We start from the raw sequence: 23418 nt of genomic DNA, 5'->3' as shown, positions 1-23418 counted from the left end.
CCCGGACGCAGGCCCCTGGGTCGGGCCAGCAGGCGTCGGTGCCCTGACCGCGGCAGTCGGCGTGCTCCAGCCAGGCGGTGCCGCGCTCCACGGGGCCGTCCATGAAGAACTTCACGCCGCCGACCCGCCACGCCCTGGCGACCGTAGCCGGGGGGCGCGGACGCGGCCTTCGAGACGGGCTACGCCCCGTAGAACAGCTCGTCCACCACCGCCCGGGCCCGCCGCGTGATGCGCCGGTAGTCGTCCAGCATCTCGCCGACCGTGCCTTCGGCGTAGCCCAAGTAGCGTCCCACCGCCCCGAGTTCGCGCGCACCGGACGGGAAGGTGTCCCCGGCCCGGCCCCGCACCAGCATGACGGCATTGCGGACCCGGGTGGCCAGTACCCAGGCCTCGTCCAGGATCTGCGCCTCCTCGGTCTGGATCAGTCCGGCCGCGTGGGCGGCCGCCAGTGCCTCCCGGGTCCGGGTGGTGCGCAGACCCGGTTCGGCCCAGGCGTGCCGCATCTGCATCAGCTGGACGGTCCACTCGACGTCGCTGAGGCCGCCACGGCCGAGCTTGGTGTGCAGGGTCGGGTCGGCGCCGCGCGGCATCCGCTCCGTTTCCATGCGTGCCTTGAGCCGGCGGATCTCCCGTACGGCGTCCTCGCCGAGGCCTTCGGCCGGGTAGCGCAGCGGGTCGATCAGGTCGATGAACAGGCGGCCGAGGTCCTCGTCACCGGCGACCGGCTCGGCGCGCAGCAGGGCCTGGCTCTCCCAGGTGAGGGACCAGCGCCGGTAGTACGCCGCGTACGAGGACAGCGTACGGACCAGCGGCCCGGAACGGCCTTCGGGGCGCAGGTCGGCGTCGATGAGCAGCGGCGGGTCCGTGGACGGCAGTTGGAGGAGCCGGCGCATCTCGGTGATGACCGCCTGGGCGGCCTTCGCGGCGACCTGTTCGTCGACGCCCTCGCGCGGCTCGTGGACGAACAGGACGTCGGCGTCGGAGCCGTAGCCGAGCTCGTGCCCGCCGAAGCGGCCGACGCCGATGACGGCGAAACGGGTGGGCAGGGTGTCGCCGTAGTTGCTCTGGACCGCGGCGCGCAGGGCTCCGGCGATGGTGGCGGCGGTCAGCTCGGAGACGGCTCTGCCGACCCGGTCGACGAGGGCGCCGTGGTCCTCCTCGGCCGGCTTCTCCTCCGTGCCGTAGGAGCCGATGATGTCGGCGGCGGTGGTGCGGAAGAGCTCGCGCCGGCGCACCCCGCGGGCGGCGGCGACGGCGGCCTCCGGGGTCCCGGCGCGTCCGACGGCGGCGAGCACCTCCTGTTCCAGGGCCTCGTGCGTACGGGGCTGCAGGCCTTCGGGGTCGCCGAGCAGGGCGACGGCCTCGGGGGCCCGCATCAGCAGGTCGGGGGCGAGGCGGCCGGCGGACAGGACGCGGGCGAGGTTCTCGGCGGCGGCGCCCTCGTCGCGCAGCAGCCGCAAGTACCAGGGGGTCTTGCCGAGGGCGTCGGAGACCTTGCGGAAGCCCAGCAGGCCGGCGTCCGGGTCGGCGGAGTCGGCGAACCAGCCGAGGAGCACGGGCAGCAGGGTGCGCTGGATGGCGGCCTTGCGGGTGACGCCGGAGGCGAGGGCTTCGAGGTGGCGCAGGGCCGCGGCCGGGTCGGCGTACCCGAGGGCCTCCAGGCGCTGGCCGGCGGCGCGCGGGGAGAGCCGGGTCTCGCCGGGGGTGAGCTGGGCGACGGCGTCGAGCAGCGGCCGGTAGAACAGCTTCTCGTGCAGCCGGCGGACCACGGAGGCGTGTCGGCGCCAGGCCTTGTTGAGCTCGGCGACGGGTTCGGTGCGCAGGCCCATGGAGCGCCCGAGGCGGCGCAGGTCGCCCTCGTCCTCGGGGACGAGGTGCGTGCGGCGCAGCCGGTAGAGCTGGATGCGGTGCTCCATGGCGCGCAGGAAGCGGTACGCGTCGTGCAGCTGGGCGGCGTCGGCGCGTCCGACGTAGCCCCCGGCGGCGAGGGCGTGCAGGGCGTCGAGCGTGGTGCCGGAGTGCAGGGTGGCGTCGCTGCGGCCGTGCACGAGTTGGAGCAGCTGGACGGCGAACTCGACGTCGCGCAGGCCGCCGGGGCCGAGTTTCAGCTCGCGGTCGACCTGGGCGGCGGGGATGTTGTCGACGACGCGCCGGCGCATCTTCTGGACGTCGGGGACGAAGTTGTCGCGTTCGGCGGCCTGCCAGACCAGGGGGCTTATGGCGTCGATGTACTGCGCGCCGAGCTCCGGGTCGCCGGCCACGGCGCGGGCCTTGAGCAGGGCCTGGAACTCCCAGGTCTTCGCCCAGCGCTGGTAGTAGGCGAGGTGCGAGGCCAGGGTCCGGACCAGGGGGCCGTTCCTGCCCTCGGGGCGGAGGTTGGCGTCGACGGGCCAGATGGTGCCCTCGACGGTGGTCTCGGAACAGATCCGCATCAGGTGGGAGGCGAGGCGGGTGGCGGCCTGGAGCGCCTTGCCCTCGTCGGTGCCGGGGGGCGCGTCGCCGACGAAGATGACGTCGACGTCGGAGACGTAGTTCAGCTCGTTGCCGCCGCACTTGCCCATGGCGATGACGGCGAGCCGGCAGTGGGCGGCGTCCTCGGGGGCGGCGGCGGAGGCGATGCGCAGCGCGGCGCGGAGGGTGGCGGTGGCGAGGTCCGCGAGCTCCGCGGCGGTCTGGGCGACGTCTATCGTGCCGCAGACGTCGCGGGCGGCGATGGAGAGCAGGCAGCGGCGGTAGGCGACGCGCAGGGCGACGGGGTCGTGGGCGTCGGCGAGCCCGCGCTCGAACTCCGGGAGGCCGGGGTGCAGGTCGGCGGCCTCGTAGGTGACGAGGGTCCGCCAGTCGTGGGGGTGGCGGGCGAGGTGGTCGCCGAGGGCCTCGGAGGCGCCGAGCACGCCGAGCAGCCGGTCGCGGAGCGGTTTGGCGCTGACGAGGGTGTCGAGGAGCAGCGGCCGCTCCTCGTCCTTCTGCGCCTCGGCCAGCCGGACGAGGCCGAGCAGGGCGAGGTCCGGATCGGCGGTGGCGCCGAGGGCGTCGAGGAGCACCGGGTCGGTGCGTACGGAGGCGAGCGCGTCGGTTTCGAGCAGCCGGGCGGCGGCCGAGGGGTCGGTGAACCCGCTGCGGAGCAGCCTGATGAAGGTGCTGCTCCTGCGTCCCGGGACTGTCATCCCCCAGCCTCCCGCGGTTGTCGCTGCCACTTCCGTGACGTGCCTGGTCCGAGCCTAGCCGGAGCGTGCGTTCGACTCGCCGGTACGGGGCGGCGCGTACCATGAGGAGACTTATCTGATCATCAGATTACTCGGTGAGTCCGTGCCGAGTGAGTGACGCGCTGTGGCATGACGGGGCCGGCCCGCTCCCTGCCGACCGGCCACGAGGAGCCACCCCCCTTGTCCGACGCCCGCCCCCGCCCCACCGCCGACACGCCGGACCCCGCGGGCGTCCGACCCCTCCACCACCCCGAGAGCCCGACCGACCGGCCCCACCACCGCGCACCCGACCGACCCTGCGGAAAACCGGACGGCCCCGCCCCGGTCCGGCGGCCGGCCCGCGGGGCCGTACCCGACGGGCCCTGTCGGGGACTGGCGCCGGGCCGGAAGTGGGCATGGGGCCGGAACCGGGCTTGGGGCCGGGCGCCGGACCGGAAGCGGGCATGGGGCCGGGCGCCGGGCCGGAAGCGGAACCGCCGCCGCCCGGCGGTCGCGGCTCGTCGCCGTCGTCGCCCTCGGCGCCGCCACCGCCGCCGCCGGCATGCTCCTGCTCCGCGGCAACGACGCCCTCGGCCGCCTCGCCGCACCCCCCGCCCCCGCCGGCAGGGCCACCGCCACCGCCGACACGCCCGACCCCGGCCGCGTGCTCCAGATCGTCGCGCACCCCGACGACGACCTGTACTTCATGAACCCCGACCTGCGGTACTCCATATCCGCCGGCCACCCCGTGACCTCCGTCTACCTCACCTCCGGCGAAGCCGACGGCGTCAACGCCGTCGCCGCCAAGGAGGCCGGCACCCGGCCCGACAAGCCCGCCTACGCCGAGGCCCGCCAGAACGGCATACGCGCCGCCTACGCCAAGATGGCCACCGGCGACCGTGGGAGCGCCTGGCATCGCACCGTCGTCCCGACCAGGGGCGGCGGCCAGGCCGAGGTCGACGTGCTCGTCGCCAAACCCCACATCAACCTCGTCTGGCTCCAACTCCACGAGGCCGGCAACGTCTACGCCGACGTCCCCGACAGCCTGCGCGGCCTCTGGGACGGCAAGGTCCCCCGCCTGGAGTCGATGCTCGCCTCCGGCAGCCCGGTCACACAGCGGTTCGCGTACACGAAGGAGCAGGTCGTCCAGACCCTGGTCGGCATCCTGGAGCGGTACGGACCGACCACCGTCCGCTCCCAGGACCCGACCCCCGGCCGCCAGGCCGACACCAAGCGCTACGCCGACCACCAGGACCACTTCTACGGCGCCCGCTTCGTCCAGGCCGCGACCGCCGTGTACGCGAAGGACGTCGGCGTCGACAAGCGCCCGCACTTCGCGGTGCAGAACTACCTCGGCTACGTCAACGGCTCCCTCCCCAGCGCCCTGGACCCCGAGGAGGCCAAGGAGAAGCTGGACATCATGGGCACGTACGCCTGGACCGACCAGCAGAACCACTGCGGCAGCCCCGCCGGTTGCGGCGACCTCAAGGTGGCCGACCATCCGGCCGGCAACCGCTGGACGGACTCCATCAACTACGCCCGCGGCACCAGCACTTCCTGGCTGACCTCCGACCGGGAGCGCGGCCTGTGGGCGTTCAAGGTGCTCGACGGGCAGGTCGCCGTCTGGCACCGGGCGGGCCTGATCGGCCGCTGGAGCGGGCCGAACCTCCTGCCCGGCACCGGCATGGACCCGGGCGTCGCGACCGTGACCCTGCAGGACGGCCGGATCGCCGCCTTCGGCACCCGCACCTCCTTCGGCGCCAAGCCCGCGGACTACCGGCGCGAGGTCGTCCACGCCGTGCAACAGGCGCCCGGGTCGGAGGCGTTCGGCGCGTGGCAGTCGCTGGGTACGCCCGAGGCCGCGGACGAGACTTGGACCTCCGACATCAGCGCGCCCGCCGTGTCCGTCGACGGCACCGGGCACCTGGCGGCGTACGTCCGCGACGGCGCGTACACCCTGCGCGGCCGGGTGCGGCGACCGGACGGCAGCTGGGGGCCGTGGGAGGCGTACGGCGGCTCCGACCTGCACGGCACCCCGGCGACCGCCACCGACGGCGCCGGGCGGCGCATGGTGTTCGTCACCACGCGGACGACGGTGCTGGGCTGGGCGCAGCCCGAGCCGGGCGCGCCGCTGGGCCCGGCCACCCCCACCGGGCTGCCGGACACCACGCTCCCGCTGACGGCCGACGGCCGCGAGGGCGGCGTGCGGCTGTGGTTCCGCAAGCCGGGATCGGGCAATGTGCGTACCGCCCTGGTGACGGCCGAAGGCGGGCTGAGGGTGAACAACCTGACCGACCTCGGCGGCCTCCAGGGCTTCGGCTCGGTGACGGCGAGCGGGCACGTACTGGCCGGCCGGGTGGCGGGCGGGCAGCTCGGCTCCGACGTCGGGGGGCGGCCGTGGGAGCGGTCACCGCTGATGTTCGTCGGCGCGCCGTCCTCCACGATGACGGGCCCGAACATGGTCAGCCTGGCGGTGGTGGGGCTGGACGCGCGGCTGTACGTGACCTCGTCGGAGGACTCCCCGGACGCCCACCTGGCGCCCTGGCAGCCGGTGGGCCCGCGCAACACGGCCCCGTAGCCCGCCCTTCACACATCCGGACATCCCCGCACCCGCGCCCCGCGCATCAGCGCACCTGCGGCCGCGCCCGCGCCCGCACCCGCACCCACACCCACACCCGCGTCACCGCACCGCACACCCGCACACCCGCACACCCGCGCCCCACACAACCCGTTGACGCCTTCCCGGCCCAACACCGCAACGTTCACACCTCGATCACATATCCGGACCAAGACCTCCACAGCACACCATCACGCCCGGCCCTTTACGAAAAGTCGCGGTCTTCGGCGAAATCGGTGAACCAAGTACCCGGTATTTGCCTCTCTTTGACTGCTCGGGGATTCTTCCCGCCCGGAACGACTCAAGGCGTGACCGATGGCACTCACCCGCCGCCGCTTCGCGGCTCTGCTCACCGCGCTGACCGCCGGTACGACCGGCGTGCTCGCCGTGGCCTCCGGCCAGCAGACGACGGCCGAGGCCACCCAGGAGAAGAACCCGGGCGTCGCCCTGCCCGCGAGCACCACGGCCGGGTCCGTCGTCCAGGTCGTCGCCCACCCCGACGACGACCTGTTCTTCATGAACCCCGACCTCAGCCGCTCCTTGCTCGCCGGCACCCCCGTCGCCACCGTCTACCTCACCTCCGGCGAGTCCGACGGCCGCAACCAGGCCCGCGGCGCGCAGCTCAAGGACCCCGAGCAGCCCGCCGATCGCGCGCACTACGCGGAGGCGCGGCAGAACGGCATCCGCTCCGCCTACGCCCAGATGGCCACCGGTGACCGGACCAGCGCGTGGAAGCGTACGGTCGTACCCACCGACGGCGGCGGCCGGGCCGAGCTCGACGTCCTCATAGCGAAGCCGCAGGTCAGCCTGGTGTGGATGCAGTTGCGCGAGGCCCGCACCACCGGCGAGGAGACCCCGCACAGTCTGCGCGGCCTGTGGAACGGCCGGATACCGGCGCTGGGCTCCCAGCTGACCTCCGGCACCCCCGTCAAGCAGCCGTACACGTACACCAAGGACCAGGCGATACAGGCGATAGCCGGGGTCCTGGAACGGTTCCGGCCGACGACGATACGGATGCAGGACCCGACTCCGGGCCGGTACGACTCCGGCCGCTTCACCGACCACCAGGACCACATGTACGGCGCGCGCTTCGCGCAGGCCGCGGCCGCCGCCTACGCCGAGCGCGTCACGGACCGGCCGCGCTTCACGGTCCAGAACTACCTCGGGTACCACAACAGCACCCTGCCCCACGCGCTGGACCCGCAGACCGCCGAGACGAAGACCGGCTACCTCAAGACATACGCCTGGCAGGACCGCGAGGACTACTGCGGCTCCCCCTCCGGCTGCGGGGACCGCAAGGTCGCGGGCAACCCGACCGGGCGCAACTGGGCCCAGTCCATGCGCTACACCCGCGCCGACCACAGCTCCTGGCTGACGTGGGGCACGCCCGGCCGGCTCTGGGCCTTCGCCACCCTGGACGGTCGGACCGCGTACTGGACCCGCTCCCCCGGCGGCGAGTGGACGGGGCCCGCCCTCCTCCCCGGCACGGGCATCGACCCGGGCGCGACCACCGCCCGCTACCCCGACGGCCGCATCGCCGTCCTCGCCACCCGCACCACCTTCGGCGAGCGTCCCGAGCAGTACCGGCGCGAGGTCGTGTACGCGGTCCAGTCGGCGCCCGACGGCCCGTTCGGGCCGTGGCAGTCGCTCGGCACCCCCGAGCCGGCCGACGAGACGGGCACCTCGGCGATCAGCGCGCCCTCGGCATCCGTCGACGCGAACGGCCGGCTCACCGTCCACCTCCGCGACTCCCGCCGCACGCTGCGCGCCGTCGTCCAGCAGCCGGACGGCGGCTTCTCCGCCTGGCAGCGGCTGGGCGGCGAGGACCTGCAGAGCGACCCGGTGACGGCGGTCGACTCCGCCGGGCGGCGCCACGTGTACGCCACCACGACGGATTCGGTCCTGGTCTGGACCCAGGCCACTGCGGACGCGCCGCTGCTCGGACCGCTGAAGACGGGCCTGCCCGCCACGACGGTCCCCCTCTCGGCCGTACCGGAGGGCGCGGGCGTCCGCCTGTACTTCCGCCGCCCGGACTCGGGGGTGGTCCGCACGGCCCTGGTGACGGCGGGCCCCGGCCGGCCGCTGGTCTCCAGCGTCTCGGAGGCGGGCGGCCGGGCCGGCTACGGCGCGGTCGGCGCCGCGGGCCGCGTCGTGGCGGGCCGCGCGGACAACGGCACCGCCGCCACCACGACCCTCGGCGGCCCCCCGGCCTGGACGGAGTCCCGCATGCTCTACGCGGGCGCCCCGGCGGCCGCCCTCGAACCCTCCACCGGCACCGTCACCACGGCGGTCCTGGGCCTGGACGCGGAACTCCACACCACCACGACCCCCACACCCCCCACCCACCCCACCTGGCACAAGGCAGTCCGCTGACTCCGTTCAGGGGAGATCAGTCGTGAGGAGGGCAAGGATCTGGGGCGGGGTCCAGTGGCCGGCGGCGCCCGGGCGGGTGGACAGGTAGGAGGCGATGTCCTGTTCCTTCCAGGGGCCCGATTCCAGGAGGCCGCCGGCCAGGTAGCGCAGGTACGCGGCGGACGGGGGGCGCGGCTCGACGTCCCGGAGGGTCCACGGGGCGGTGAACGTCAGCACCGGGATGCCCTGGATCGTCCCCGGGCAGACGAGGGTCTCGTACCGTCCGGCGCCCAGCTCGTCGCGGCCCTCCCGCAGCACCCGGGTCAGGTCGATGTCCGTTCCCGGTTCCCCGTACATCTCCTGCGCGGCGATGTCCGACAGCTGACTCACGGTGACCAGGTGGGCGCGCCCTCGCATCCGGCCGGCGGCCGTCGGGTCGTAGAAGGCCCGACCTCCCGTCCAGACCAGGGACTCGGTGGCGAAGTACAGGGAGCCGTCGAGTTCCACCGCGATCGACCGCTCCGGCGCCCGGTGGTCCCGGCATCCCGGGTACGTGCGCGCCGCGCCGGCCGGCGTCCCGCCCGCGATGTACGCGGCGAGCCGGTCCAGGTGCATGTTGGAGCCGTAGGAGGCGTACCAGACCCGCTCGGGGGCGGGGAGCTCGCCGTTCAGGGGAGCGACGACGTGGACGACCATTGCTCCCAGCCGGGGGGTCGGGGGTGGTTGGCGGTCCGCACCGGCCCCACCGGGACGGCGGTCGATGACCGCCGTCCCGGCGAGCCGTACACGTGCCGCTACAGGACGGGGAGGTTCTTGCGGAGTTCGAAGGCCGTGACCTCCGAGCGGTACTCCTCCCACTCCTGCTTCTTGTTGCGGAGGAAGAAGTCGAAGACGTGCTCGCCGAGGGTCTCCGCGACCAGTTCGCTGCGTTCCATCAGGGCGATGGCCTCGCCGAGGTTCTGCGGGAGGGGTTCGATGCCCATCGCGCGGCGTTCGGCGTCGGACAGGGCCCAGACGTCGTCGTCGGCGCCGGCCGGAAGTTCGTAGCCCTCCTCGATGCCCTTGAGGCCCGCCGCGAGGAGGACCGCGTAGGTGAGGTAGGGGTTGGCCCCGGAGTCGATCGAGCGGACCTCGACGCGCGAGGAGCCGGTCTTGCCCGGCTTGTACATCGGGACGCGGATCAGCGCGGAGCGGTTGTTGTGGCCCCAGCAGATGTACGAGGGGGCCTCGCCGCCCGCGCCGGCACTGCGGGAGGAGCCGCCCCAGATGCGCTTGTAGGAGTTGACCCACTGGTTGGTGACCGCGGCCGTCTCCGCCGCGTGCTTGAGGAGGCCCGCGATGAAGGACCGGCCGACCTTGGAGAGCTGGTACTCGGCGCCCGACTCGTAGAAGGCGTTGCGGTCGCCCTCGAAGAGGGAGAGGTGGGTGTGCATGCCCGAACCGGGGTACTCCGAGAAGGGCTTCGGCATGAAGGTGGCCTGCACGCCCTGTTCCAGGGCGACCTGCTTCATCACCAGGCGGAAGGTCATGATGTTGTCGGCCGTGGAGAGGGCGTCGGCGTAGCGGAGGTCGATCTCCTGCTGGCCGGGGGCGCCCTCGTGGTGGCTGAACTCGACCGAGATCCCCATCGATTCGAGCATGGTGATCGCCTGGCGGCGGAAGTCCATGCCCACGTTCTGCGGAGTGTGGTCGAAGTAGCCGGAGTTGTCGGCGGGCACCGGGCGGGTGCCGTCCAGCGGCTTGTCCTTCAGCAGGAAGAACTCGATCTCGGGGTGGGTGTAGAAGGTGAAGCCCAGGTCGGAGGTCTTGGCCAGGATGCGCTTGAGGACGTAGCGGGGGTCCGCGAACGACGGGGAGCCGTCGGGCATCAGGATGTCGCAGAACATCCGGGCGGTCCCGGGGGCCTCCGCGCGCCACGGCAGTATCTGGAAGGTGCTCGGGTCCGGCTTGGCGATCATGTCGGACTCGTAGACCCGCGCGAAGCCCTCGATGGCGGAGCCGTCGAAGCCGATGCCCTCGTCGAAGGCCTGCTCCAGCTCGGCGGGGGCGACCGCGACGGACTTGAGGAAGCCCAGTACGTCGGTGAACCACAGCCGCACGAAGCGGATGTCGCGCTCCTCAAGCGTCCGGAGGACGAATTCCTGCTGCTTGTCCATGCCTTCATCCTCGCAGTTCAGACGGCCTGTGCACCACCGCCGCGGGAGTGCGGGGCACAGTGGGGCCGGCCCAGTATCGCCAGCCGTGGTTTCCGCCACATTACGCACCCGGGAAAGGTCACGGCACCCCGCACTGACCTCGGGCCCGTCATGAGCATTACCATCTGCGCCCATGGGGGGCCGGGAGTACACGCGGCGGGGGCGTCAAGGACGTCCCTCGTTCCCGCATGCCGTCCTCCTGCTGGCCCTGGGGGTGCTGGCCGGGGCGCTGCTGCTCTGCGCGCGCCCGGGTGAGGCCCACCACGGGCCCGCCGGCGGTTCCGCCCGTACGGCGACCGGCGCGACGGGAGGCGCTGCGGCCGGCGCGACGGGAGGCGCTGCGGCCGGCGCGGCGGGAGGCGCTGCGACCTTCGCGGCGGGAGGCGCTGCGGTCGGCGCGACGGGAGGCGCTGCGGTCGGTGCCACAGCCGGCTCCGCGACCGGTCCCACGGCCGCAGCCACCCCCGGCGCCCGCACGCCCCGCGACGCCGCCCCCGGCGCCCGCACGCCCCGCGCCGCCACCCCCGGTGCCGTCACGCCCCGCGCCGCCGCCCCCCGCGCACCCCGCGGCCCGGGGCACGGCCCGCACGGCGCCGCGCACGCCGTCTGCGCGTCCCCGTACGACCCGCCCGGCTGCTCGCCGCTGGTGCACGTCACCCCGGGGGTGCTGCCCGTCCCGCCGCCCGCCGCGACCCTGGCGGGCGGGGAGCCCGTACCGCTCGCGGCGGCGGACGTGACGGGGTCGGTCCGGCCGCCCCGGCCGCTCGCCCGAGCCCCCGACCTGCACGCCCTGCAAGTGCTGCGGACCTGACGGATCCGGTCCCACGCGTCCCACCCCACCCCCCTCAGCAGAAGGAACAGGGCACATGGCCAGCAAGTCCCGCAGGACCGGCAACACCCCCGAGCCGCAGTCCCGGCAGGCCCGGATAGCCGACATGCGTCGCGCGGACAAGGCACGCGACCGGCGCAACAAGGCCATCGCGATCACCACCTCGGGCGTGATCGTCGCCGGCCTGGTCGGTTTCGGCGCCTGGGTGCTGATCGACCAGAAGGAGACCGAGCGGCGCGAGAAGGCGGCCGCGGAGACCGCCCGCAAGACCCCGGTCGACGGCGAGCAGACCTGGGAGGCCAAGAACCTCGGCCGCAACCACGTCGAGACCCCGGTGAAGTACGAGATGAACCCGCCGGTCGGCGGCGACCACCACCCCCGCTGGATGAACTGCGACGGCGACGTCTACAAGAACCCCGTCCCCGAGGTGAACGCCGTGCACTCGCTGGAGCACGGGGCCGTGTGGGTGACGTACAACGACAAGGCGGCCAAGGGCGACGTGGACGCCCTCGCCGAGCGCGTGGGCAAGACCACGTACACGCTGATGAGCCCCGTCAAGGAGCAGGCCGGCGCGATCATGCTCAGTGCGTGGGGCAAGCAGTTGACGGTGGAGAAGGCGGACGACCCGCGGGTGGCGCAGTTCTTCACCAAGTACGTGCAGGGCCCGCAGACCCCGGAGCCGGGCGCGGCCTGCACCAGCGGGCTGGCCGACAAGTGAGCCGTCCCACCCGTACGTACTGGGTCGCGGGTACGGCCGTCCTGGCGGCGGCGCTGTTCGCGGGGGCGGCCACGGTCGCCGCCGCGAGCGGGGACGCGGGAACGCCGGACCGCGCGCCGGGGCTCCACTCGCCGGACGCGGGCTTCGCCCGGGACATGGCGGTGCACCACCAGCAGGCGGTGGAGATGTCCTTCGTCGTGCGCGACCGCACCCAGGACGAGGCCGTGCGCACCCTCGCGTACGACATCGCCAACACCCAGGCCAACCAGCGCGGCATGCTGCTGGGCTGGCTGGACCTGTGGGGGCTGCCGAAGGTACTGGCCGACGAGCCGCCGATGTCCTGGATGGGCGGCGGTGGCACCGGCGGCGGTGGCGGGCACGCGGGGCACGGGGCGCACGGCGCCGCCGCCGCGCCCGGTGCGCTGATGCCCGGCATGGCCACCAAGGAGGAGATCGGGCGGCTGGGCGCCGCCGCGGGCCGGGACGCCGAGGTGCTCTACCTCCAGCTGATGACCGACCACCACGTGGGAGGCGTCGCCATGGCCGAGGGCTGCGCGCGGCAGTGCGTCACTCCGGTCGAGCGGGACCTGGCCCAGGGCATGGTCGACGCGCAGCGCTCGGAGCTCACCCTGATGGCGGACATGCTGAGGCAGCGCGGGGCCGCGCCGCGCGGGTGAGCGAACACGCTCGTACGGTGGGGGGAGGCGTCCCTTCCCTCACCCGTACGGGCGCGCGTGCGTGCCGCCGTGCGGGTGGGCGGCGAGGGCCGCCGGGGCGGGCGCGCCCGCGTCCGTCCGGAACGGCGTGCTCAGGAGGTTTAAGCGATGACGACCGCCGGAGAGATCATGCACCCCGGGGCCCAGTGGATCCCCGCCACCGAGACCCTGGACCGGGCCGCTCAGCTGATGAGCAGCCTCAACGTGGGCGCGCTGCCGATCAGCGACGCCGAGGAACGGCTCTGCGGCATCCTGACCGACCGCGACATCGTGGTGGGCTGTGTGGCCAAGGGGCACGACCCGTCGAGGATGACGGCCGGTGACATGGCCAAGGGCACGCCGCGCTGGATCGACGCGGGCGCGGACGTCTCCGAGGTGCTGGAGGAGATGCAGAGCCACCAGATCAAGCGGCTGCCGGTGATCCGCGACAAGAGGCTCGTCGGCATGATCAGCGAGGCCGACCTGGCCAAGCACCTCTCGGAGGAGCAGATAGCCGGTTGGGCGGAACGCGTCTACGCCCGCGGCTGACCGCCCCGCCGGCGGCGCGGCCCGGCCACCGCTCCGCCGGCGGCGCGGCCCGGCGGAAAACGCCTCCGCCGGGGCTGGTCGAGGGCCCGGCCAGGGGCCGCGGGCCGGATGAAGGCGCAGCGGCCGAGGACCTGAGCCGCAGGCCGGCTCCCGCCGCCGCCGGCGCGGTAGCAGGTGCGGCCGCGGCGGCGGCTAGCGGCGCGGCCGCGCCGCGGTGAGGATCGCTCCGGTGACCTGGTCCGGGCTGTCCAGCATGATCAGGTGGCCGGCGTGCTCGGCGACCTCGAAGCGGGCGCCGAGACGGTCGGCGAGTTCGGCCTGGCGGGTGAGCCAGCGCGGGGCGGTACGGCCGCCGGCGGGCGCCGCGGCGAAGGCGCGGCGGAGGGCTGCCGCGGCGTCGTGGGGCCCGGGGGTGAGGGCGGCGGGGAGGGTCTGCTCGTAGCCGGCCAGGACGGTGGTGGGGGCGGTCAGCGGGTGGGTCCCGCGCAGGGCGAGGAGCTCGGCGGCCACGTCCATGTAGCCGGAGTTCTCCAGCAGCGCCCCGCGCCAGACACGGCCGGTGCGGTAGCAGCGGCGTACGAGGTCCCGCGGGGCCGGGTCGGCGCCGCCGGTCCGGGACACCCGTACGGCGGCCCGCCGCGCGGCCGGCCCCAGCGCGGCGGGGAGTCCGACGGCGGTCACCGCCCGGCCGAGCAGGCGGGCGGTGCCGGTGCGCAGCGCGGCGGCGGCCGGTGTGCCGGCCGGCCACCCGGGCGGGTCCTCCTCGACGCTGCTGTCGAGGAGGACCAGCGCCTCGGTGCGGTCGGGGTGGAGGCGGGCGAAGGCCTCGACGTGGAAGCCGGCGATCGAGTGCCCCACGACGGTGACGGGCCGGCGGGCGACCACCGGCTCCAGGGCGTCCAGCAGGGCGGCGATCCGGTGGGCCTCCCCGGCGGCGGTCGCCGGGGTGGGAGCGGGGGCGCTGAGGCCGTGGCCGGGACGGTCGAAGCGGACCACCGTGCGGCCGGCGGCGACGAGCCGCGCGGCGACCTCGTCCCAGTCGAACCAGGCCATGGCGAGCCCGGCGCTGAGCACGCACACCGGTCCCGGGCCCCGGCCCCGCGCCTGGTCCCGAGCCCGAGCCCGAGCCCGAGCCCGGTCCTGGTCCCGAGCCCGGTCCTGATCCTGGTCCCGGGCTTCGCCGCCCTCGACGACGACGTGCAGCGCGAGCCCGTCCACCCGGACGAACCGGCCGCCCGCCGCGCCGCCGCTCACGTACGGCCCTCCCGGTGGACGGAGTACGCGAGCAGTCCGAGCCACAGCGCCACCAGCAGCACCTGGAGCCGCTGCCCCGCGCCGAGGGCCCAGGTCCCGTGCCCCGCGGTGAACATCGCGATGGCGCACAGCGTCCACACCGTGGCGAGCAGTTCGAGGACGACGAGCACCGGCCCGAAGCGGGCCAGCGGAGCGAACCAGCCGTACCGGCGCGCGGCGACGGTGAGGGCCACGATCCCGACGACGGCGCCGGTCATCGCGAGGCCGCTGCTGACGGCGTGGGCCTGGTGGGTGGCCGGGACCAGCCCGGCGGTCTCCCGGGCCGCGCATTCGGGGTCCACGGTGGGCGCGCAGCTGAGCGGCAGCCAGGCGTCGGCGGCGGTGGCGGCGCCGAAGAGGGTGACTCCGGACCAGCCGACGACCGCCCAGGGGCGGCGGGACTCGGCGCACCGCACCAGCCGGAGCAGGGCCAGCAGACCGCCCGCGAAGGCGAGCACGCCGGCGGTGAAGTCGGTGGCACGGAAGAGCCCGCCGAGCGGCTGGTTCTGGGCGGCGAGCTCGCTGACGTACGTCTGGACGGGGTCGAGCCCCGTGGACAGGACGACTTCGAGCACCCACGCGGTGTACGCGATGGCGCCGAGGCCTATGAGGACCGCGACCGGCCGGGCCGTCCGCGACGTGAGTCCGTGTGGGGACATGGTGTGACTGATCCTAAGCAGAACGGCCGGGGTCGGGCCTCCGGTCGGATACCCACCCCGGACAGGGTTCCGGCCCTGACGCGCGGGCACCGGCGAGCCGCCCCGAGGGCCCGGCCGCCACTGGCCGGGCTCCGTCCGGGCACCGTCGCCGTGCTCGCCCTGGGCCGTCCGACTGATTCCCACGCCCTGGATGACGTGTCCCCGGCCCACTCCGTTGCCTCGCCCGCCCCGATGGCCCGCAGTGACCCCCACCACTCGTCTACGTTGCCGGTCGGGCCCGGGCCGGCCCGCCGGCGTGCGCCCGGGCCACCGCCGCGTGCTGCGCCGCGTCGGCATGGCCCGTCCGGGTTCCGTGCGGTGCACCCGGGCCGGCCCCGCGACTATGCGTGCGGCGTGGCCGGGCCGACGCGCCTGCGTGGGGCGTGGGGCGTGGGGCGTAGTTCAACAACTCCGCAACGATGTGACGGCTTCCGCACTCGCGGCGGGGCTCCCGCTTCGTGGCCCGGCGGAGGGCCACCGCACTCGGCGGCGCCCGGGGGTCCCGCCGGGCGGGGTGGCGTGCGGGGGGTCGGGAACGCGCGATTCCCGCTGCTGGAGGGCGCGTTGCCGCGCCGTGCGCCGTGCGGCGGTGGACCTCGGCCGGTCCCGCGGCGGTCGGCTCCGGGCGCGGCGGCCCTGCCCGCTCCCCAAGTGCCCGGGGCCGAACGGGCGGTGAAAATCCGGCCGGTGGGAGACGGGGGCGTGGCAGTCTTGCGCTGATCACGACAACCGCGACCGAAGGACGCCACCGCCGGTATGAGCACCCCGCCGAATCCGCACAGCACCCCGACCGAGCCGGCCGGTACTCCCGTACCCGAGGCGGTGTCCATACCCGCGCCCGCGCAGCCGCCGTCGTTCGACAAGGCCCCGGCCCCCGCCCCGACGTCCTCGCCGGCACCGGAAGACGCCGCTCCGGCATCCGCCCCGGCCCCGGCCCCGGTCCCGTCACCTTCTCCGGCCCCGGGAGATGCCGCTCCGGCATCCGCTCCGGCCCCGGCGCCCGCACCCTTCGCGGCCTCGGCCCCGGCCCCCTCACCCTTCGCGGCGCCGACCCCGGAGAACCCGGCCCGCTCCCCCTTCGCACCGCCCGCCCCCGGGGCGCAGGCCCCCCAGGCGCCGGCGTACGGCGCGGTCCCGGGCGGCCCCGGCGCCCCGGGTGGACCCGGCGGCCCCGGGAACCCGTGGGCCCAGCCCGGTCCCGGCTACGGCGGCCCCGGCTACCCCGGTTACCCGCCGGCCGCCCAGCCCAACAACGGCCTCGCCATCGCCGCGCTGGTCCTCGGCATCGTCGCCATCCTGGTCGGCATCACCCCGTTCTTCTTCTGGGCCGGCGCCCTCCTCGGCCTGACCGGCCTCGGTCTGGGCATCGGCGGCCTCGTCCGCGCCCGCAAGGGCGCCCCGCGCAAGCAGATGGCCGTCGCGGGCATCGTCCTCGGCGCCCTCAGCCTCGGCGCGTCCGCCGGCGGCTTCTTCATCACCGCCGCGTTCGTGAAGGAGGTGGACAAGGAGATCGACAAGCAGATCGACGCCTCCGACATCTACCCCTCCTACACGCCGCCCGGCTCCAAGAGCAGCCCGAAGGCCTCCCCGTCCGACATCCCCGGCAAGACCTCCGCGCTGGAGTGGGGCAAGCCGTTCGTCTACGACGACGGCGTCGAGCTCGTCGTGGCGGGCGCCTCGCCGCAGAGCATCGGCAAGAACGCGTACCCCACCGAGCGCGTGGGCCGCGGGGTCAAGGTGACGGTGACGATCGCGAACAAGTCATCCGCCGCGATCGACGTGTCCAGCGCGCTGCCGAACGCCCGTGACGACAAGGGCAACGAGGTCGAGATGGTCTTCGACGGCAACCTGCCGAAGCTCTTCAAGGGATCGGTCCTGCCCGGCCAGTCGGCCACCGCCTCCTTCCTCTTCGACGTGCCCGAGGACTCCAAGGGCCTGCACTTCGAGATGTCGCCCGGCAGCCTCGCCGACTACGACGACGCGATCTGGAACGGCCCCATCGGCTGATCCGACCGCCCCGCCCCCGCACACCCGCACCACCCGTGAGGCGCCCCCGCAAAGGGGCGCCTCACGCGCGTTACCCCGCCCGTTTCTCGCTCGTTTGCCGGCTCGTTTCCGGCCCGTTTTCCGGCCCGTCACCGTAGCGTTCCCAGGACATCGCGTCAGAAAGACGATTAGACTGGGCCCGTGCCTCAACTACGCCTCGCTCTGAATCAGATCGACTCGCACGTGGGCGACATCGCCGCCAACGCGGACTCGGTCGTCCACTGGACCCGGCACGCCTCCGAGCAGGGCGCCCACCTGGTGGCGTTCCCGGAGATGACGCTGACCGGGTACCCCGTCGAGGACCTCGCCCTGCGCGGGTCCTTCGTCGAGGCCTCCCGCGCCGCGCTGCGCGAGCTCGCCGCCCGGCTGGCGACCGAGGGCCTCGGCGAGCTGCCGGTCGTCGTCGGCTACCTCGACCGCACCGAGAAGGCCACGCCCCGGCTCGGCCGGCCCGCCGGCTCCCCGGAGAACGCGGCCGCCGTGCTGCACCGGGGGCAGGTCGCCCTGCGCTTCGCGAAGCACCATCTCCCCAACTACGGCGTCTTCGACGAGTTCCGGTACTTCGTGCCGGGCGACACCCAGCCGGTGATCCGGGTGCACGGCGTCGACGTGGCCCTGGCGATCTGCGAGGACCTCTGGCAGGACGGCGGCCGCGTCCCGGCCACCCGCTCCGCCGGGGCCGGGCTGCTGATCTCCATCAACGCGTCCCCGTACGAGCGCAACAAGGACGACCTGCGCCTGGAACTCGTCCGCAAGCGGGCCCAGGAGGCCGGCTGCACCCTCGCCTACCTCGCCATGATGGGCGGCCAGGACGATCTGGTCTTCGACGGCGACTCGATCGTCGTCGACGCGGCCGGCGAGGTCGTCGCGCGGGCCCCGCAGTTCTCCGAGGGCTGCGTGCTCGTCGACCTCGACCTGCCCGCCGCGCGCCCCGACGCCCCCGAGGGCGTGGTCGCCGACGGCCTGCGCATCGACCGGGTGATCCTTTCCGAGGACCCCGTGGCCCCGTACGAGCCGGTGGTGCCCGGCGGCTACGCCGACCGGCTCGAAGACGACGAGGAGATCTACGACGCGCTCGTCGTGGGCCTGCGCGCGTACGTCAAGAAGAACGGGTTCCGCTCCGTCCTGATCGGGCTCTCCGGAGGCATCGACTCCGCGCTCGTCGCGGCGCTGGCCTGCGACGCGATCGGCGCGCAGAACGTGTACGGCGTGTCGATGCCCTCGAAGTACTCCTCGGACCACTCCAAAAACGACGCGGCCGACCTCGCCGAGCGCACCGGCCTGAACTTCCGGACCGTGGCGATCGAGCCGATGTTCGACGCGTACATGGCCTCGCTGGGCCTCACCGGACTCGCCGAGGAGAACCTCCAGTCCCGGCTGCGCGGCACGATGCTGATGGCGCTGTCCAACCAGGAGGGACACATCGTGCTGGCGCCGGGCAACAAGTCGGAGCTGGCCGTCGGCTACTCCACCCTGTACGGCGACTCGGTGGGCGCCTACGGCCCGATCAAGGACGTGTACAAGACGGACGTCTTCCGGCTCGCCGAGTACCGCAACCGCGCCGCCGCCGAGCGCGGCGAGACCCCGCCGATCCCCCGCAACTCGATCGTGAAGCCGCCGAGCGCCGAGCTGCGGCCCGGCCAGGTGGACACGGACTCGCTGCCCGACTACCCGGTGCTGGACGCGATCCTGGCCCTGTACGTGGACCGCGACCAGGGCCTGGAGGCGATCGTCGGGGCCGGTTTCGACCGGGAGGTGGTCGCCCGGACCGTGCGCATGGTGGACGCGGCGGAGTACAAGCGGCGCCAGTACCCGCCGGGCACGAAGATCTCCGCCAAGGGCTTCGGCAAGGACCGCCGGCTGCCCATCACGAACGGCTGGCGAGAGCAGGCGTAGCGGCGCTGCGCGCGGGGCGGTGTCACCGCCCCCGCGCGGAGGCGGTGACGCGACCCCCGCGCGGGGGCCGCGGTACGGCCCTCAGGGCTTGACGGTGATGCGGGCGGCGACGGGCAGGTGGTCGCTTCCGGTGCGCGGGAGCGTCCAGGAGGCTTCGGGCCTGATCCCGCGGACCATGATCTGGTCGATCCGGGCCATCGGGAACTGGGCCGGCCAGCTGAAGCCGAAGCCGTCGCCCGCCGCGCCCTGCGTGGAGCGCATCTGCGAGGTGACCTCCGACAGGGCCCGGTCGTTCATGGTGCCGTTGAGGTCGCCGAGCAGGACGACCTTCTTCAGGGGTTCGGCCGCGAGGGCCGCGCCCAGCGCGTCGGCGCTGTTGTCGCGCTGGTTGGCGGTGAAGCCGGCCTTGAGCTTGACCCGCACGGAGGGCAGGTGGGCGACGTAGACACCGACGTCGCCCGAGGGGGTGGTGACGGTGGCGCGCATGGCCCGGGTCCAGCCCATCTTGATGTCCACGGGCTGGCTGGAGGTCAGCGGGTACCTGCTCCACACCCCGACGGTGCCCTCCACCGAGTGGTACTTGTACGTGCCGGCGAGGGCCTTCTCGTACGCGGGGACGGCGCTCGGCTTGAGCTCGGTCAGGGCCAGGACGTCGGCTCCCGCCTTCGCGACCGACTCGGCGGTGCCGCGCGGGTCGGCGTTGTCGGCGTCGACGTTGTGGGTGGCGACGACGAGGTTGCCGCCGGCGCCCGACTTGTCGGTGACCAGACCGCCGAACACGTTCGCCCAGACCACGGCCGGCAGCAGCACGGCGACGAGCGCGGTGGCCGACCGGCGGAAGAGGGCGGCCGCGAACAGCACCGGGACGGCCAGGCCCAGCCAGGGCAGGAAGGTGTCGATGAGGCTGCCCAGGTTGCCCACGTCGTTGGGCAGCTCCGCGTGGAAGATCATGACGAGCGAGATCAGCAGGGAGATCGCGGCGAGCACCAGACCGCGCCGCCAGATGCCCCGGTCGCCGCGCAGTTCGGCCAGCCGGCGCCGGAAGCGGGATTCCGCGGGCTCGGGCTCCGAGCCGCCGTTCCCCGTCTCCGTCATGTACGCCTGTGCCATGCCGCTGCCCTCACTGCCGTGCTCGCGCTCCGTCCCCGCCCCTTGACCCTAGGCGATGTACGGAGCCTTCCGTGCCGTACGTACGACCGCCTGTCGCGGTCGTACGTCCGGGAGGACGAACGGCCGTGCGGCCCGGGTTCCGCTTGTCACGAAACGCGCACATTGGATCGCCCGGGGCCTCGTGCCCGCCCACCACTTCCGCGTGGGGCCGCGCGGATGTCACCATGGTGGGTGAGTCCGGGGACGCCGTGAGGGCGCCTCGAGATGACACAAGGAGCAGTTGCAATGACGCATGCCGTTTCGCCTGCCCGCGAACCCGCTGCGACGGCCTCGCCCGCCGCCTCCCCCACCGCTTCTCCCGCCACCTCCTCCGCCGCTTCTTCCCCCGCTCCTTCCACCCTGTACGGCGGCGCGGGCACCCGGCGCCTGACCGTCCGCGACCTCACCCTCGCCAAGGAGCGCGGCGAGAAGTGGCCCATGCTCACCGCCTACGACGCGATGACCGCGTCCGTCTTCGACGAGGCCGGCATCCCGGTCATCCTCGTCGGTGACTCGATGGGCAACTGTCACCTCGGCTACGAGACCACCGTCCCCGTGACGATGGACGAGATGACCCTGCTGTCGGCGGCCGTGGTCCGGGGCACCGGTCGGGCCCTCGTCATCGGCGACCTGCCGTTCGGCTCCTACCAGGAGGGCGCCGTGCAGGCGCTGCGCAGCGCCACCCGCCTCGTCAAGGAGGCCGGGGTCGGCGCGGTCAAGCTGGAGGGCGGCGAGCGCTCGCTGCCCCAGACCGAGCTGATCGTGCGGTCCGGCATCCCCGTCATGTCCCACCTGGGCCTGACCCCGCAGTCCGTGAACGCCATGGGCTACCGGGTGCAGGGCCGCGGTGACGAGGCCGCGCACCAGCTGCTGCGCGACGCGAAGGCCGCGCAGGACGCGGGCGCCTTCGCGGTGGTGCTGGAGCTGGTCCCGGCGGAGCTGGCGGCCGAGGTCACCCGGTCCCTGCACATCCCGACGGTGGGCATCGGCGCGGGCTCGGAGTGCGACGCGCAGGTGCTGGTGTGGACCGACATGATGGGTCTGACCGGCGGGAAGCTGCCGCGCTTCGTGAAGCAGTACGCGAACCTGCGCCGGACCATGGGCGACGCGGCGAAGGCCTTCGCCCAGGACGTCGTCGGCGGAACGTTCCCGCAGGAGGAGCACGCCTTCCACTGACGGGCAGCGTGACCGACGGCCCGCCGGCCCGTGCCGCGCGGGCCGTCGGCCGCTCGTCCGCTGGATGTAGGTGGACTGTCGGTCGTTTGTCAGTGGCGGATGGTCCCATGGTGGGCATGACGCGAAACGACAAGAACCCCAACGCCGTAGAAGTACGGGGGCTGGTCAAGCACTACGGCGAGACCAAGGCCCTCGACGGCGTCGACCTCGACGTCCGCGAGGGCACGGTCCTCGGGGTCCTGGGGCCCAACGGCGCCGGCAAGACCACTCTGGTGCGCTGCCTCTCCACCCTGATCGTCCCGGACGCCGGCACCGCCCGGGTCGCGGGCTACGACGTGGTCCGCCAGCCCCGGCAGCTGCGCCGGACCATCGGCCTCACCGGTCAGTACGCCTCGGTCGACGAGAAGCTCTCCGGCTGGGAGAACCTCTACATGATCGGCCGGCTGCTCGACCTCTCCCGCAAGGACGCCCGCCGCCGCGCGGACGAGATGCTGGAGCGGTTCTCGCTGACCGAGGCGGCCAAGAAGGCCGCCATGAACTACTCCGGCGGCATGCGCCGGCGACTCGACCTCGCCGCCTCGCTGATCGGCAACCCGGCCGTCCTCTACCTGGACGAGCCGACCACGGGCCTCGACCCCCGCACCCGCAACGAGGTGTGGGACGAGGTCCAGCGGCTGGTCGCCGAGGGCGCCACCGTGCTCCTCACCACCCAGTACATGGAGGAGGCCGAGCAGCTCGCCGGCGAGCTCACGGTCATCGACCGCGGCAAGGTCATCGCCAGCGGCAAGGTCGACGAGCTGAAGGCCCGCGTCGGCGGCCGCACCCTGAGGATCCGCCCGGTGGCCGCCTCCGACCTGCCGGGCATGGCCCGCTCGCTGGCCGAGGCCGGCCTGGACGGCGTGGCCGGCTCCCAGGCCGTGCCCGACGAGGGCGTGCTGCTGGTCCCCATCCTGAGCGACGAGCAGCTGACCGCCGTGGTGGGCCTGCTGGCCGCCCGCGGGTACGCGATCGCCGATCTCGGCACCTACCTGCCCAGCCTCGACGAGGTGTTCCTGTCCATCACCGGGCAGAAGCCCGCCTCCGCCGAGGACTCCGTCCCCGCCGACCAGACCGAGGAGGTCGCGGCATGAGCACCGTAACCACGACGAAGCCCGCTCCGACCGCTCCCGGCCCGGCCGCGGAGTCGGCGCGGCAGTCCGGCGAGGGCCGGATCGGCCTGCGGGCCAACCTGCGGCACATCGGCGCCCTGGTGCGCCGCAACGCCCTGCAGATCAAGCAGGACCCGGAGTCGATGTTCGACGTCCTGTTCATGCCGATCATCTTCACGCTGCTGTTCGTGTTCGTCTTCGGCGGCGCGATCTCCGGCCAGGGGAACCAGAGCGACTACGTCAACTACGTGGTGCCCGGCCTGATGGCCATGATGGGCATGAACATCGCGATGGCCGTCGGCACCGGGGTCAACGACGACTTCAAGAAGGGCGTGATGGACCGCTTCCGGTCCATGCCGATCGCCAGGTCCTCCGTGCTCCTCGCCAAGATCGTCGTCGAGATCGGCCGGATGATGGTCGCCATCGCGATCCTGCTCACGGTGGGCTTCATCCTCGGCCTGTCGATCAAGAGTTCGGTGCTGGACCTGTTCCTCGCCATCGGCCTGTCCGCCGTCTTCGGCGCCTCGCTGATGTGGATCTTCATCCTGCTCGGTCTGACCATGAAGACCGCGCAGGCCGTCCAGGGCATGGCGATGCTCGTCCTGATGCCGCTGCAGTTCGGCAGCTCGATCTTCGCCCCGCCGTCCACGATGCCGGGCTGGCTGCAGTCCTTCACCGACTACAACCCGCTGTCCAACCTGGCCGACGCCGCCCGCGCCCTGATCAACGGCACTCCGATCGGCGACTCGGTGTGGATGACGCTGCTCTGGTCGCTGGTCATCACGGCGGTCACCATGCCGCTCGCGGTCCGCAAGTTCCGTCAGAAGACCTGATCCGGGCCGCGTCGGATCGGTCCGTTCGGATCGCGTCCC

17 protein-coding genes are annotated in these 23418 nt (G+C 73.7%); 11 read left to right on the top strand and 6 right to left on the bottom strand.

All coding sequences use genetic code 11. From position 1 onward, the window contains the following. Positions 1-179 precede the first annotated feature (179 nt). Positions 180-3167, bottom strand: a complete 2988-nt coding sequence (locus ACWFQ8_RS20725) for a bifunctional [glutamine synthetase] adenylyltransferase/[glutamine synthetase]-adenylyl-L-tyrosine phosphorylase (protein ID WP_453787716.1) — start codon at positions 3165-3167, stop codon at positions 180-182. Between the two features lie 580 nt (positions 3168-3747). On the opposite strand from ACWFQ8_RS20725, the gene ACWFQ8_RS20720 reads away from it, so the two are divergent. Then, on the top strand, positions 3748-5763 hold the full coding sequence (locus tag ACWFQ8_RS20720; RefSeq protein ID WP_453787715.1) for a PIG-L family deacetylase: 2016 nt from the start codon (positions 3748-3750) through the stop codon (positions 5761-5763). A 354-nt stretch (positions 5764-6117) separates the two neighbouring features. Further along, positions 6118-8175, top strand: a complete 2058-nt coding sequence (locus tag ACWFQ8_RS20715; RefSeq protein WP_453787714.1) for a PIG-L family deacetylase — start codon at positions 6118-6120, stop codon at positions 8173-8175. Between the two features lie 6 nt (positions 8176-8181). On the opposite strand, the gene ACWFQ8_RS20710 is transcribed toward ACWFQ8_RS20715, so the two are convergent. Beyond that, complete coding sequence (locus ACWFQ8_RS20710; RefSeq protein ID WP_453787713.1) at positions 8182-8850, bottom strand: histone deacetylase; 669 nt, start codon at positions 8848-8850, stop codon at positions 8182-8184. Between the two features lie 98 nt (positions 8851-8948). Further along, positions 8949-10310 carry a glutamine synthetase family protein gene (locus ACWFQ8_RS20705; RefSeq protein ID WP_189963779.1) on the bottom strand — a complete coding sequence of 454 codons (1362 nt, stop codon included), beginning with the start codon at positions 10308-10310 and terminating at the stop codon, positions 8949-8951. 172 nt (positions 10311-10482) lie between these two features. Here ACWFQ8_RS20705 and ACWFQ8_RS20700 point away from each other — a divergent pair, with 172 nt between their 5' ends. From ACWFQ8_RS20700 to ACWFQ8_RS20685, 4 genes are all read left to right on the top strand, one after another. Continuing rightward, positions 10483-11160: a hypothetical protein gene (locus ACWFQ8_RS20700; RefSeq protein WP_453787712.1), complete on the top strand. Its 678-nt coding sequence runs from the start codon at positions 10483-10485 to the stop codon at positions 11158-11160. A gap of 55 nt (positions 11161-11215) precedes the next feature. After that, positions 11216-11896, top strand: a complete 681-nt coding sequence (locus tag ACWFQ8_RS20695; protein WP_453787711.1) for a DUF3105 domain-containing protein — start codon at positions 11216-11218, stop codon at positions 11894-11896. Next, positions 11893-12573 carry a DUF305 domain-containing protein gene (locus ACWFQ8_RS20690; protein ID WP_453787710.1) on the top strand — a complete coding sequence of 227 codons (681 nt, stop codon included), beginning with the start codon at positions 11893-11895 and terminating at the stop codon, positions 12571-12573. Before ACWFQ8_RS20695 ends, ACWFQ8_RS20690 begins: the two co-directional genes overlap by 4 nt. 147 nt (positions 12574-12720) lie before the next feature. Next, a complete protein-coding gene (locus ACWFQ8_RS20685; protein WP_453787709.1) occupies positions 12721-13140 on the top strand; it encodes a CBS domain-containing protein in 420 nt (139 codons plus the stop codon). A gap of 192 nt (positions 13141-13332) precedes the next feature. On the opposite strand, the gene ACWFQ8_RS20680 is transcribed toward ACWFQ8_RS20685, so the two are convergent. Continuing rightward, positions 13333-14394: an alpha/beta fold hydrolase gene (locus ACWFQ8_RS20680; protein WP_453787708.1), complete on the bottom strand. Its 1062-nt coding sequence runs from the start codon at positions 14392-14394 to the stop codon at positions 13333-13335. Continuing rightward, positions 14391-15092, bottom strand: coding sequence for a DUF998 domain-containing protein (locus ACWFQ8_RS20675; protein WP_453787707.1), 702 nt, complete (start codon positions 15090-15092; stop codon positions 14391-14393). Before ACWFQ8_RS20675 ends, ACWFQ8_RS20680 begins: the two co-directional genes overlap by 4 nt. A gap of 795 nt (positions 15093-15887) precedes the next feature. Here ACWFQ8_RS20675 and ACWFQ8_RS20670 point away from each other — a divergent pair. Continuing rightward, a complete protein-coding gene (locus ACWFQ8_RS20670; RefSeq protein ID WP_453787706.1) occupies positions 15888-17138 on the top strand; it encodes a DUF4352 domain-containing protein in 1251 nt (416 codons plus the stop codon). Between the two features lie 180 nt (positions 17139-17318). After that, on the top strand, positions 17319-19073 hold the full coding sequence (locus ACWFQ8_RS20665; RefSeq protein ID WP_453787705.1) for an NAD+ synthase: 1755 nt from the start codon (positions 17319-17321) through the stop codon (positions 19071-19073). An 81-nt stretch (positions 19074-19154) separates the two neighbouring features. Here the strand turns inward: ACWFQ8_RS20665 and ACWFQ8_RS20660 are convergent, their stop codons facing one another. Then, a complete protein-coding gene (locus ACWFQ8_RS20660) occupies positions 19155-20183 on the bottom strand; it encodes an endonuclease/exonuclease/phosphatase family protein (protein WP_453787704.1) in 1029 nt (342 codons plus the stop codon). A 285-nt stretch (positions 20184-20468) separates the two neighbouring features. On the opposite strand from ACWFQ8_RS20660, the gene panB reads away from it, so the two are divergent. From panB to ACWFQ8_RS20645, 3 genes are all read left to right on the top strand, one after another. Then, complete coding sequence (panB, locus tag ACWFQ8_RS20655; protein WP_453787703.1) at positions 20469-21398, top strand: 3-methyl-2-oxobutanoate hydroxymethyltransferase; 930 nt, start codon at positions 20469-20471, stop codon at positions 21396-21398. Positions 21399-21505: 107 nt separating this feature from the next. Further along, a complete protein-coding gene (locus ACWFQ8_RS20650; RefSeq protein WP_453787702.1) occupies positions 21506-22528 on the top strand; it encodes an ATP-binding cassette domain-containing protein in 1023 nt (340 codons plus the stop codon). Beyond that, positions 22525-23379 carry an ABC transporter permease gene (locus tag ACWFQ8_RS20645; protein WP_453787701.1) on the top strand — a complete coding sequence of 285 codons (855 nt, stop codon included), beginning with the start codon at positions 22525-22527 and terminating at the stop codon, positions 23377-23379. The genes ACWFQ8_RS20650 and ACWFQ8_RS20645 overlap by 4 nt, the downstream gene beginning before the upstream one ends. The last annotated feature ends 39 nt before the right edge of the window (positions 23380-23418 follow it).

The sequence above is a fragment of the Streptomyces sp. NPDC055254 genome (genome assembly GCF_053606025.1).
This window is presented reverse-complemented; position numbering and strand designations above follow the sequence as displayed.